Here is a 12,745-nt window from a genome sequence, read left to right as displayed (position 1 = left end):
GAAAAGACTGAATAGTTATCCACATGAATTAAGTGGTGGGATGTGTCAAAGGGTCATGATTGCAATGGCTCTTGCGTGTCATCCACAGCTCCTCATCGCTGACGAACCCACTACTGCACTCGATGTAACGATTCAAGCTGGGATTCTTGAATTGATAAACGAGCTCAAAGAAAAGATGGGCATGTCCGTTCTGTTGATAACTCATGACCTCGGAATTGTTGCCGAGGTTGCCGATTATGTTTATGTTATGTACGCTGGGAAGATTGTTGAGCATGCTTCTGTAATTGATCTGTTTGATTCACCATCTCATCCTTATACAAGAGGGCTAATGAACTCTATCCCGAGGCTAAATGACCACAAGCAAAAACTAAATGCGATTCCAGGTACGATACCGAGCCCAAATGAATTTCCATCGGCGTGCAGGTTCCAAGATCGATGTCCGTATGTGATAGATATATGTAGGATCAATGAACCCCCCCTCGAACGGGTAGATAATATGCATTATGCCGCATGTTTTAGGTCCGAAGAATTGATTCAAGGTCTATAAATGGATATTCCCGCGCTTATAAGGCTGGAAAAACTCAAAAAGTACTTCCCCGTCAGAACCGGCATATTCTCAAGTATAGGTAATTTTGTCAGAGCCGTAGATGGAATTGATCTCGATATTTATGAAGGTGAAACCCTCGGACTGGTAGGTGAGAGTGGATGCGGAAAGACTACTCTTGGGAAGACAATTATAAAATTACTAGAGCCCACTGAAGGTAGCATATTCTATGATGGTGATGATATAACCGAATACAGTACCGGGAAAATGCGTCGTCTAAGGCGATTTGTACAGATAATCTTTCAGGACCCATATGGCTCCCTAAATCCGAGAATGAAGGTCGAAAGCATAGTTGGCGAAGGAATACTCATTCATGGGATAGGTATTCGAACATGCATGAAAGACGAGATCAAACGACTCATCGAGATAGTGGGTCTGAAGGAAGATGCACTCACACGCTATCCACATGAATTCAGCGGTGGACAACGTCAGAGAATAGCTATTGCACGTACGCTGGCCGTAAGACCTAGATTTATAGTCTGCGATGAGCCTGTCTCTTCGCTTGACGTTTCAGTACAGGCACAGATTATAAACCTCCTTATGTCGCTGCAGGAAAAATTTAATCTTACTTATCTATTCATATCTCATGACCTAAGGGTAATAAAACACATTAGCAATAGGGTTGCTGTGATGTATCTTGGCAAAATAGTAGAGCTGGCAAGAAGCGAGGAGCTTTACAGGAATCCACTACACCCCTATACGAAAGTTATACTCTCCTCTGTCCCTTTGCCTGATCCTAAAATAAAACGAAAAAGGGTAACCCTTTCAGGAGATGTGCCAAATCCGATAAACCCTCCTGCCGGTTGCAGTTTTCATCCACGTTGCCCAATAGCTATAGAGAAGTGTAAAAGCGAGGAGCCGGTCCTGCGTGATGCAGGTGGTGGTCATTTAGTTTCCTGTCACTTGGCTTAGTAATTAAGTCTTAATAAACTTGCAAATACCGAAAGTTATATTATCATTTTATATTTAATCTTTAAAGCATAATACAAGATGAAATTTAAGGTTTCTGATATCGGTAACGATGGATTAAGTCTAAATCTATCTAAAGAGCCTGGCTGGTTGGTAAACGCGCCTGATATAGTGTCGGGTAAGGAAGGAATGTGCATATCTTCAGATTATTACATTGATCTCTACGTCTCAAAGGTGCTAAATGAAATTCATGTACGGGGGACCGTCAGTTTTTCTATCGTTTCTCCATGTGCAAGATGCCTTGATCGTGTTGAATCTAATCTTAAACCGGAAATAAATTTAACTCTCCTGCCAAATCGATCCGAAATTGAAGGGGATGACGTGGCGGACTACGAGAGTTATGATGGAAATGAAATTGATCTCAGCGGGCACCTTAGAGAGATTATCGCGATGTCGATTCCCGTGAAGATACTATGCGGCGAACAGTGCCGCGGTCTCTGTCAAAATTGCGCTGTAAACCTGAATTCAGCCAGTTGCTCATGCGAGGATGGCTGGATGGATCCAAAACTCGCCGCTCTCAGAAACGTAAAATTATAAACCATGGAGAACTCAGATGGCACTTCCGAAGAGAAAAATTTCCAAATCAAGATCTGCAAAACGCAGAACTCATTATAAGCTAACACGTCCGGGTTTATCAATTTGCCCAAATTGTGGTGAAATGAAATCACCGCACAGGATATGTAAGAGTTGTGGTTTCTATAAAGGAAGAACCTTTAAGAAAGAACCAGAAGTCTAAGCTTTTCGAAGGCATGAAAGAAGGGCTTGAATTTGATGAAAGCATTTGTATTTCCTGGACAAGGGTCTCAATATGTGGGGATGGGGCAGGATCTTTACAGCACATTTAAAATTGCTCGAACGACATTTGAAGAGGCCAGTGATGTGACTGGAGTTGATCTTTGCAGGGTCTGTTTTGAAGACCGTAATGGGGAGTTAACACTCACGGTTAATGCTCAGCCGGCAATTCTTACGATGAGTGTAGCTGCATTGAGAGTGCTTTCTGAGGAAACCGATATAAAGGCGGATTATGTGGCCGGTCATAGTTTGGGTGAGTACACCGCGCTTGTTGCGAGTGAAGCAATGGATTTTAAAGACGCCGTATGGATTGTAAGAAAACGTGGGGAATATATGCAGAATGCAGTCGCGTTAGGTGTTGGCGCAATGTCCGCCATCATAGGACTCCAGAAGCATGAGGTGGAGAAAATCTGCAGCGAGGCCTCTATAAATGGATCTATAGTAAGTCCTGCTAATTACAATGCCCCGAGCCAGACAGTGATTTCCGGCAATAAAGAGGCTGTTGACAGGGCTACTGAGTTAGCGAGATCGAATGGAGCGAAAAGGGTGATTCCTCTTGAAGTGAGTGCTCCTTTTCATTGTCCACTCATGGCCCCCGCAGCGGAAAAACTCGGTAGGGATCTAGAAAAAATCGAGATTTCAAAATATAAAATACCGGTTGTTACTAATGTTGATGCTAAATTAAATACCGACCCGGCAAAGACAAAGGGTATACTCGTTGATCAAGTTAAAAGCCCTGTACAATGGTATGAATCTATCAAGCTGTTATACGATGTAGGCGTAAGGAGATTTTTAGAAATAGGCCCAGGGAAAATACTCTCCGGCTTAATTAAAAGATCAATTCCGGATCCGATTGTATTAAATGTGGAAAATATAAGTAGCTTAGAGTCGCTGAGAGAAAATGAATTTTAATAATAAGATTGCTCTAATTACCGGTGCTTCTAGAGGGATTGGCAAGGCTATTGCCCTTGAACTTTCATCCCTTGGTGCTTATGTGATAGTAAATTATAACCAAAACGTATCGGCTGCAGAAGAAGTATCAAATACTATAGTAAATTCCGGAGGAAAGTGTAGACTAAGCGGTTTCAATGTTTCTGATTTCGCTCGGGTTCAGGAGGAAATCGATAAAATTACCGAAGAACTCGGGGGCCTGCATATTCTAGTAAACAACGCTGGTATAACTAGGGACGGGCTTTTACTAAGGATGAAAGAAAATGACTGGGACGAAGTTCTCTCGGTAAATCTGAAAGGCGTATTTAATTGCACAAAAGCAGCATCGAAAATTATGGTGAAACAGCGATATGGTAGGATTATAAACATAACATCTGTCGTTGGAGAGATGGGCAATGTGGGACAAACCAATTACTCCGCATCAAAGGCAGGTATAATTGGGTTTACAAAATCAACGGCTAAAGAGCTCGGATCAAGGAATATTACCGTAAACGCGGTGAGTCCTGGGTTCATCGAGACCGATATAACTCAAGACCTTTCACAGAAGATAAGAGACGCTTACATTGAGGCTATTCCACTCGGGAGATTTGGAAAACCGGATGATGTAGCGAAGGCAGTTATGTTTCTGGCATCTGATGATGCGTCTTACATAACTGGCGATGTAATAAAAGTGAATGGTGGATTATACACATAAAAAATATATTTAGGAGGATGAGAAAATGGCAACTCAAGTTGACCAAGAAATAGTGAGCGCAGTAAAAAAAATGATAGCAAGCCAGCTTGGAAAGTCAGAGGATGAGATTACTCCGGAATCTTCTTTTATAGAGGATTTAGGAGCAGATTCCCTTGATTTGGTTGAACTCATTATGTCAATGGAAGACAAGTTTGGACTTGAAATAGCCGATGAAGACGCTGAGAGTATTGTTACTGTCCAAGATGCTATCAATTTTATCATGGAGCGAAAAAAATAATGAAAAGAAGGGTCGCGGTCACTGGAATTGGCTTGATAACGCCATTGGGGAGCGGAAACAAATTAACCTGGGATGGTATATGTGAAGGTCGATCGGGGGTGCGAACTATCCAAAAATTTGACCCAGTAGCCGCTGACTTGAAAACACACATTGCTGGTGAGGTTCTGGATTTTGACCCAAATGGTTTTATGGATTCTAAGGATTTAAAAAAAGCAGATCGATTCATTCACTTTGCAATCGCCGCAACAAAACTGGCTCTTGACGACGCAAATCTTGAGATCACAGACGAGCTATCTCCACATGTTGGAACACTTATAGCTAGTGGAATTGGGGGTATGGAGACACTTGTTAACACTCATTTTGTACTCCTTGAAAAAGGGCCAAGCCGTATATCTCCATTTTTTATTCCATCAATGATTTCAAATATGGCAGCGGGATTGGTATCTATCCGCTTTAATGCTAAAGGACCAAATTGTTGTACAACAACCGCATGCGCTGCAAGCGCCCACGCAATAGGCTATGCGGCACAAATGATTGAAAGGGGCGATGCAGATATAATGATCGCGGGAGGAACAGAAGCACCCATAATAACAATTGCTGTCGCTGGATTTAATGCGATGCGAGCACTGTCAACGAGAAATGACGAACCTCATAGAGCATCCAGACCGTTTGATAGGGAGCGTGATGGATTTGTCATGTCGGAAGGCGGCGGGACTGTAATCCTTGAAGAACTTGAGTATGCAAAAAAGCGTGGAGCGAGGATATATGCCGAACTCATCGGGTTTGGGATGAGTGCTGATGCGAATCATATTACGTCACCCACACTTGACGGTCCCATAAGATGCATGAGGATTGCACTCAATGACGCGGGATTAAACCCCGAAGATGTCGATTATATAAATGCGCATGGCACGTCCACACCTCAAAATGATGTAAATGAAACCCGAGCAATTAAAGAGGTATTTAAAAGTCATGCTTATAATGTGCCGGTGAGTTCAACGAAATCTATGACCGGCCATCTACTTGGAGCCGCTGGGGGTATAGAATCGGCTTTCACTGTTCTTTCACTCTATCACGGCATAATTCCGCCAACAATCAATTTGGACCATCCGGACCCTGACTGTGATCTAGATTATGTACCCAATCAAGCAAGGGAACAAAAGATTAATTATGCTCTTAGCAACTCATTCGGTTTCGGTGGCACTAATGGGTGTTTAGCTTTCAAAAGATTCGAATGATAAAATAGAGCTGAAATCTTTTCTGAACTTGAAACACTCGGTATCCTTATTCAACTATTTTCAAACCTTACAAATTTTGAATTAGTATAATTTGAGTATTTAATATAATTCGGTAATTTTTAAACATGATACAATTGTGTTTATTTCCCGAAGAGTGATTGATTGCACGTTAAATTCGTATGGTGAATAAAATTGAGTGAAAATCTGAAGCGAGCGACATACACGAAATTTAAAACAACTGAGGGAGTGATTAACTTCTATTCTCTTGAGCTTCTTGAAAGCAATTTGGGAATTAATATTTCAAGATTCCCTATCTCAATTAAGATCCTCATAGAAAATTTAATCCGTAATTTTGACGGGACGACAGTAAACTTCGATCATATAAATAACCTTTCAACTTGGAGTCCTGAAAAACACAAACCCGAAGAAATACCGTTTAAGCCAACCCGCGTAATCCTTCAGGATTTTACGGGTGTGCCTTGTGTCGTCGACCTTGCTGCGATGCGATCAGTTGTTAAAAGGATGGGTGGCGATCCAAGTCGAATTAATCCGATCGTTCCTGTTGATCTTGTCATTGATCACTCAGTTCAGGTGGATTTCTTTGCTACTTCAGACTCTTTCTCAAGAAATGTAGAGATTGAGTACGCAAGAAACGGCGAGAGGTATGCTTTTCTACGATGGGCTCAGAGTGCATTTGATAATTTTCGTGTTGTACCCCCAGGTACTGGCATCGTTCATCAGGTTAATCTAGAATGCCTTGCACGCGTCGTTGGCACATGCGAAATTAATGGAGAAACCGTTGCATTTCCAGACACTCTTGTTGGTACTGATTCCCACACAACCATGATCAATGGATTGAGTGTCCTCGGATGGGGGGTAGGGGGTATAGAAGCAGAGGCATGCATGTTAGGACAACCCCTTTATATGCTTGTTCCTGAAGTTGTGGGATTCAAACTAAGTGGATTTTTACCGCAAGGAGTGACTGCTACGGATCTCGTATTGACTGTGACAGAAATGCTCAGGAAGAAGGGCGTAGTGGGTAAGTTTGTAGAATTCTTCGGTCCTGGCCTCAGCCACTTGAGCCTATCAGATAAGGCGACAATAGCAAATATGGCTCCAGAATACGGTGCAACAATGGGATTCTTTCCTGTCGATGAAGAAACACTGAGATATCTGAAGATGACAGGGCGTGACAGACAACTTGTAGAGCTTGTGGAAGCCTATAATAAAGAGCAGGGAATGTTTAGGACAGATCATATGGATGACTCTGTTTATAATGATTTAATAGAACTCGATTTATCTACCACTGAGCCATCACTAGCAGGACCAACAAGACCTCAAGATCGGGTTTCACTAAGGAGCCTGAAACAGTCCTATAAGAATAGTTTAAAAGCCAGATTGAGTAATGACAGCGATAAAATTGACAAAAGTGTTGAAGTCGAGATCGGTGATGGAAAGTGTCAATTATCAAATGGCTCAGTTGTAATTTCAGCTATTACAAGCTGTACAAACACGTCAAATCCCTCCGTAATGGTTGCTGCTGGTCTGCTCGCAAAAAAAGCTGTTGAACGTGGTATTAGTGTTAATCCTACGGTTAAAACAAGCCTTGCCCCTGGCTCGAGGGTCGTTACTGACTATCTCGAAGCTTCAGGACTCACTCCTTACTTAGAGAAGTTGGGGTTTAACCTAGTGGGTTACGGTTGTACTACTTGTATCGGAAATAGCGGACCACTCCCCGGACCAATTGAAGAAGCGATTAGAACACATGACCTCACTTGTGCTGCTGTACTAAGTGGTAATAGGAATTTCGAGGGTAGAATTCACCCGTTTGTAAAATTTTCATACCTTGCTTCACCACCCCTTGTTGTAGCCTTCGCCCTTGCCGGAACAGTTGACATAGATGTTTATAATGAACCTATCGGGTATGATGGAAGTAGGAACCCGGTTTACTTGAAGGACGTTTGGCCATCAGAAGAGGAAATTAGAAGCACTATTGAAAGGGCACTGAATCCTGAGCTTTTTAGAGCTCAATACTCACATGTCTTTGAAGGTGATAAGACTTGGAAATCCTTTTCTACTCCAGAGGGCGGACAATATAGGTGGGACCCTGGATCAACTTACATACAAGAGCCGCCGTACTTTTTTGATTTCTCTAGTGAACTACCAAAACTCAACGACATAAAGTCTGCAAAGGTTCTGGCACTTCTGGGAGATTCGGTTACTACCGACCACATTTCGCCGGCCGGTTCTATACCAAAAGATGGTCCTGCAGGGAAATTCTTGATTGAACAGGGTGTTAAACCTATTGACTTTAACAGCTTTGGATCCCGTCGAGGTAACCATGAGGTCATGATTCGTGGCACATTTGGCAATATCAGATTAAGAAACCTATTGGTTCCGGGAGTCGAAGGTGGATGGACAATCCACCTGCCAACAAATGAGAGGATGAACATCTATGATGCGTCTGAGAAATATCGGGAACAAGGCACGCCGCTTATAGTAATAGGTGGAAAAGAATATGGTACCGGCAGCTCGCGCGACTGGGCTGCTAAGGGTACAGCGCTTCTCGGTATTAAAGCTGTACTTGCGGAAAGTTACGAACGGATCCACAGAAGCAATTTGGTCGGTATGGGGGTATTACCACTTCAGTTTAAACCAGGTGAATCAAGGGACATACATACACTCTCGGGCTTTGAAGATTATGATATAGCCGGGATTTCCGAAACACTCTCCCCGGGGAAAGAAGTCACAGTTAGGGTTACCGATGGGGACGGTAAGGTGAAAACCTTTAAAGCAATATGTCGGTTAGACAGCCCAATTGAAGTGGAATACTACCGCAATGGGGGTATATTACAGACTGTTCTCAGACAAATGATATGAACTTATGTTGAAATAGGTTTATTTTGATTTATATTTTCAATTCCGATTATCTATTACTATGAGGGTCTCTTACAATGACAACTACAAATCTTAGTGAAGGACGAAGAATAGAAATCAATAAGGAAGATGGAAGTCTTATTGTGCCCGACAACCCTATTATCCCTTATATTGAGGGTGATGGGACTGGTCCAGATATCTGGCACGCTTCTCAGATCGTATTCGATGCCGCCGTGAAAAAAGCATATGATGGTAAGAACAAGATCGTATGGCATGAAGTACTCGCTGGAGAAAAAGCATTTGACAAGACCGGCAACTGGCTTCCTTCGGAAACCCTAGAAGGCATAAAGGGATATATTGTTGCGATCAAGGGCCCCCTGACCACACCTGTAGGAGGAGGTATTCGTAGCTTAAACGTGGCCCTCAGACAGATTCTTGATCTCTATGCGTGTGTCCGACCGGTCAGATACTTTAAGGGTACACCCTCGCCAGTTAAAAGGCCAGAATTGATGGATTTAGTAATATTTCGTGAAAACACCGAGGATCTTTATGCGGGCATTGAATGGCAGAGTAATTCAGATGAAGCAAATAAGGTAATTGATTTTCTGACCAAAAACCTAAATGTAACTATACGACCGGGCTCAGGAATTGGCATTAAGCCGATAAGTTCGTTTGGTACGAAGAGGCTTGTAAGAAAAGCTATACAATACGCGATGGAGTACGATAGAAAAAGCGTAACATTGATGCATAAGGGCAATATCATGAAATTTACCGAAGGCGCCTTCAGGGATTGGGGATATGAATTGGCAAGGGAGGAATTTGGTGATGTGACTATTACCGAAGACGAACTCTGGGAGAAACATGGCGGAAAGACGCCGGATAGCAAAATTGTCATTAAAGACAGGATTGCTGACAGCATGTTTCAGCAGATCCTGACAAGAACGGATGAGTATGATATAGTAACAACACCAAACCTAAATGGAGATTACCTCTCCGATGCTTGCGCTGCGCAGGTCGGAGGTTTGGGTATGGCACCGGGCGGAAATATAGGGGATTCCTATGCAGTGTTTGAAGCGACCCACGGAACCGCACCCAAGTATGCCGGCCAAGATAAGGTGAATCCCGGCTCTGTGATTCTCTCTGGCGTGATGATGTTACAGTACCTTGGTTGGAAGGAAGCTGCGGACCTGATTGTCAAAGCCTTGGAAAAAACAATCATTAAAAAAACCGTAACGTACGATCTCCATAGACAGATTGAAGGCGCAACCCTGCTTAAGTGTTCTCAGTTTGGTGAAAAGATTGTAGAAAACATGGATCAGGTTTGAATTTGGGATAAATACAATATCTAATCTTGTCTAAAATCAAGATTCTTAAATATAGTCATATATACCAACTTAAGAATGAAATCAGTCATTGGGGGGTGAAATATGAGCAGACCTAAAGTTTCTATCATAGGAGCCGGTAACGTAGGGGCAACCACTGCGTTTAAAATCGCAGAATTGGAGCTTGGAGATGTCGTCCTTGTGGATATCATAGAAGATATGCCCCAGGGAAAGGCTTTAGATCTCATGGAAATGGGTCCAATCTCAGGATATGACGTGAATATTAAAGGGACCAACAGCTACGATGACACAAAGGATTCGGACATCGTGGTCATCACATCTGGTATTCCGAGAAAACCCGGAATGAGTAGAGACGATCTCCTGTCAACAAATGCCAAGATAGTAAAAGAAGTGACAGGCGAGGTCATAAAGAGATCACCAGATTCAATTTTAATATTGGTGACTAACCCTCTCGATGCAATGGTTTATGTAGCTCACAAGGTCAGCAAGTTTTCCGGGGGAAGAATAATGGGAATGGCAGGTGTGCTGGACTCTACAAGATTCAGAACCTTTATAGCTATGGAGCTCGGTGTTTCCGTAGAAAACATTCATGCATTTGTCCTTGGTGGACATGGAGATGACATGGTGCCGCTTGCGAGATACACTACAGTTGCTGGCGTTCCTATTACCGAACTACTTCCTGAAGAGCGGATTAATTCGATCATTCAGAGGACACGTGATGGTGGTGCGGAAATTGTTAAGTTGTTAAAAACTGGCAGCGCCTTCTATGCACCTGCCGCTTCAACAGCGGAAATGGTAGAGGCAATACTTAAAGACAAGAAGAAAATCCTCCCATGCTGCGTCTTGGCAAGCGGCAAATATGGGATTAAGGATGCGTTTGTAGGACTGCCGGTAAAACTTGGGAGAGCAGGGGTTGAAGAGATTTTCGAAATAGACCTCACAAAAGAAGAACTCGATAAACTCCATGTTTCAGCCAATCATGTAAAAGAACTAATTGAAAGAATACATGAATTAGGACTTCTAAAAGATTTAAAATCAGAGTAAGTTATTCTGAAATAAGAATAATCAGACCGAAACAGTGTTTTGTAGAATGACATGAATTTCTTATTGCAAGGTTCAACTTCCGCCTTCTTGACTTTCCATATAAAATTATTATACTTTGACCCCCGAGTATGTGGGAATGAGTTACAAATCTCCTCGTCTCGTTTAGATTCGTTCAACTTCACAAGAAAACTAGGATAAATAAAGATGCCAGTACATGACGTTATCATTGTTGGAGGTGGTGGTGCTGGGTTACGCGCCGCTATAGCAGTTGCCGAGGAAAACCCAAATTTCAGCGTTGCAATGGTCAGTAAAGTATATCCTATGCGTAGCCATACCGTGTCTGCAGAGGGTGGAGCCGCCGCGGTGATTAAGGATAATGACAGCCTGGATGACCATTTTAGGGATACCGTGGGAGGAAGTGATTGGTTGGCAGATCAGGATGCCGTGGAACTGTTTGTTAAGGAAGCACCTAATGAGATGATTCAGTTAGAACATTGGGGTTGTCCGTGGAGCCGAGAGCCGAATGGAAAGGTGGCTGTACGGCCATTTGGTGGGATGAAAATTGAACGTACATGGTTTGCCGCTGACAAAACCGGTTTTCATATGCTCCACACATTATACCAAACCTCATTGAAATATGGGAACATAACTCCATACGACGAGTGGTTTGCAACAAATATTCTGGTTGAAGATGGCAGATGCCAGGGAATAACAGCATTGGAATTGAGGACCGGTAATGTTGAGGCAATTGCCGCTAAGGCGGTGATAATATGCACCGGCGGGGCCGGTCGCGTATTTCCGTTTACAACGAATGGGGCAATTAAAACCGGCGATGGAATGGCTTTAGCCTATCGTGCCGGCGTAGCTTTAAAGGATATGGAATTTGTACAATATCACCCAACGGGTCTTCCTGGAACTGGAATACTGATCACTGAGGCTGCTCGCGGGGAGGGTGGGATATTGGTAAACAAAGAAGGCTATAGATATCTACAGGACTACGATCTGGGTAAACCCTTAGATGTCTCTCACCCCGACCATCCTGTGAAAAAGAGTATGGAGCTTGGGCCTCGAGACCGACTTAGCCAGGCCTTCATTAAAGAGGTTGAAAAGGGGAGGACGTTCACTGGTGAATTCGGTGACTATGTTCACCTGGATGTAAGACACCTTGGTGAGAAAAAAATAAATAAGAAAATACCATTCGTAAGGGAGCTTGCTTCTAAATATGTTGGAATAGACCCCGTGTACTATCCCATACCTGTACGCCCTGTTGCTCATTACTTTATGGGTGGTATAGATACTGATAACGATGGTGCAACTACTTTACCAGGGCTATTCGCGGCTGGAGAGGTTGCATGTGTTTCAATAAACGGCGCTAATAGGCTGGGTTCAAATTCTCTCACCGAACTTCTCGTCTTCGGAGCTAGGGCTGGAAGGTCGGCGTCTAGATTTGCTGCGGAACACACCGAAGCGAAAATGGATTCACTGCAGAAACAGGGTGCAGATGAGCAGACAAAAATTAAAAATAACTTCATAGGTAAGCAAGGTGGCACAGAACGCATAGCAGATCTAAGGCAGGAAATGACGAAGGAAATGGAGACAGGCGCAGGAATTTATAGATCCGAGAATAGCTTGAAAGATACCTGTAACACCTTGGCTGAAATCCGCGGTCGATTCAGTAATATAATAATTGAAGATAGGAGTCTCACATTTAATACAGAACTTGTTTCGGCGCTTGAGCTGGATTTCATGATAGATGTCGCTCAGGCTATAGCTCATAGCGCGCTTGCACGGACAGAAAGCCGTGGGTCACATCAGCGAACGGATTTTACAAATCGCAATGATAAGGAATTCTTAAAGCACTCTCTTGCATTGCGGACACCTGACGGGCCCAAAATAGAGTATAAAGATGTCGTAATCACGAGCTGGCCCCCCGAAGAGCGAGTGTATGGGAGATAA

12 protein-coding genes are annotated in these 12,745 nt (G+C 43.2%); all 12 read left to right on the top strand.

Annotated elements, in window-relative coordinates:
• The coding region (locus tag VGA95_03010; GenBank protein HEX9665505.1) for an ABC transporter ATP-binding protein at positions 1-547 on the top strand (547 nt) is incomplete at its 5' end.
• Positions 548-1,516, top strand: coding sequence for an oligopeptide/dipeptide ABC transporter ATP-binding protein (locus VGA95_03005; protein ID HEX9665504.1), 969 nt, complete (start codon positions 548-550; stop codon positions 1,514-1,516). It begins immediately after the preceding gene.
• A 78-nt stretch (positions 1,517-1,594) separates the two neighbouring features.
• A complete protein-coding gene (locus VGA95_03000; GenBank protein ID HEX9665503.1) occupies positions 1,595-2,110 on the top strand; it encodes a DUF177 domain-containing protein in 516 nt (171 codons plus the stop codon).
• Between the two features lie 16 nt (positions 2,111-2,126).
• Positions 2,127-2,309, top strand: a complete 183-nt coding sequence (gene rpmF / locus VGA95_02995) for a 50S ribosomal protein L32 (GenBank protein HEX9665502.1) — start codon at positions 2,127-2,129, stop codon at positions 2,307-2,309.
• A 35-nt stretch (positions 2,310-2,344) separates the two neighbouring features.
• Positions 2,345-3,277, top strand: a complete 933-nt coding sequence (gene fabD / locus VGA95_02990) for an ACP S-malonyltransferase (GenBank protein HEX9665501.1) — start codon at positions 2,345-2,347, stop codon at positions 3,275-3,277.
• Entirely contained in the window at positions 3,267-4,010 is a 744-nt protein-coding gene (gene fabG / locus VGA95_02985; protein ID HEX9665500.1) for a 3-oxoacyl-[acyl-carrier-protein] reductase, read from the top strand. Before fabD ends, fabG begins: the two co-directional genes overlap by 11 nt.
• A gap of 25 nt (positions 4,011-4,035) precedes the next feature.
• The gene (gene acpP / locus VGA95_02980; GenBank protein ID HEX9665499.1) at positions 4,036-4,287 is read left to right on the top strand and encodes an acyl carrier protein; all 252 of its coding nucleotides are present in this window, start codon (positions 4,036-4,038) and stop codon (positions 4,285-4,287) included.
• Entirely contained in the window at positions 4,287-5,525 is a 1,239-nt protein-coding gene (fabF, locus tag VGA95_02975; protein ID HEX9665498.1) for a beta-ketoacyl-ACP synthase II, read from the top strand. The genes acpP and fabF overlap by 1 nt, the downstream gene beginning before the upstream one ends.
• A 192-nt stretch (positions 5,526-5,717) precedes the next feature.
• The gene (acnA, locus tag VGA95_02970) at positions 5,718-8,405 is read left to right on the top strand and encodes an aconitate hydratase AcnA (protein HEX9665497.1); all 2,688 of its coding nucleotides are present in this window, start codon (positions 5,718-5,720) and stop codon (positions 8,403-8,405) included.
• Between the two features lie 74 nt (positions 8,406-8,479).
• A complete protein-coding gene (icd, locus tag VGA95_02965; protein ID HEX9665496.1) occupies positions 8,480-9,727 on the top strand; it encodes an isocitrate dehydrogenase (NADP(+)) in 1,248 nt (415 codons plus the stop codon).
• A gap of 102 nt (positions 9,728-9,829) precedes the next feature.
• Positions 9,830-10,789 (top strand): malate dehydrogenase, encoded by a 960-nt coding sequence (gene mdh, locus VGA95_02960; protein ID HEX9665495.1) that lies wholly within the window; start codon positions 9,830-9,832, stop codon positions 10,787-10,789.
• Positions 10,790-10,993: 204 nt separating this feature from the next.
• Entirely contained in the window at positions 10,994-12,745 is a 1,752-nt protein-coding gene (gene frdA / locus VGA95_02955; protein HEX9665494.1) for a fumarate reductase (quinol) flavoprotein subunit, read from the top strand.

Source organism: Thermodesulfobacteriota bacterium (assembly GCA_036397855.1).
Classification (GTDB): domain Bacteria; phylum Desulfobacterota_D; class UBA1144; order Nemesobacterales; family CSP1-2; genus DASWID01.
Note: the sequence above shows the minus strand (reverse complement) of the source record. Positions and strands in the feature narration are given on the sequence as shown.

Coding starts and splice junctions, on each gene's coding strand:
- VGA95_03005 (HEX9665504.1), top strand. CDS start 548: ATGGATATTCCCGCGCTTATAAGGCTGGAAAAACTCAAAAAGTACTTC.
- VGA95_03000 (HEX9665503.1), top strand. CDS start 1,595: ATGAAATTTAAGGTTTCTGATATCGGTAACGATGGATTAAGTCTAAAT.
- rpmF (HEX9665502.1), top strand. CDS start 2,127: ATGGCACTTCCGAAGAGAAAAATTTCCAAATCAAGATCTGCAAAACGC.
- fabD (HEX9665501.1), top strand. CDS start 2,345: ATGAAAGCATTTGTATTTCCTGGACAAGGGTCTCAATATGTGGGGATG.
- fabG (HEX9665500.1), top strand. CDS start 3,267: ATGAATTTTAATAATAAGATTGCTCTAATTACCGGTGCTTCTAGAGGG.
- acpP (HEX9665499.1), top strand. CDS start 4,036: ATGGCAACTCAAGTTGACCAAGAAATAGTGAGCGCAGTAAAAAAAATG.
- fabF (HEX9665498.1), top strand. CDS start 4,287: ATGAAAAGAAGGGTCGCGGTCACTGGAATTGGCTTGATAACGCCATTG.
- icd (HEX9665496.1), top strand. CDS start 8,480: ATGACAACTACAAATCTTAGTGAAGGACGAAGAATAGAAATCAATAAG.
- mdh (HEX9665495.1), top strand. CDS start 9,830: ATGAGCAGACCTAAAGTTTCTATCATAGGAGCCGGTAACGTAGGGGCA.
- frdA (HEX9665494.1), top strand. CDS start 10,994: ATGCCAGTACATGACGTTATCATTGTTGGAGGTGGTGGTGCTGGGTTA.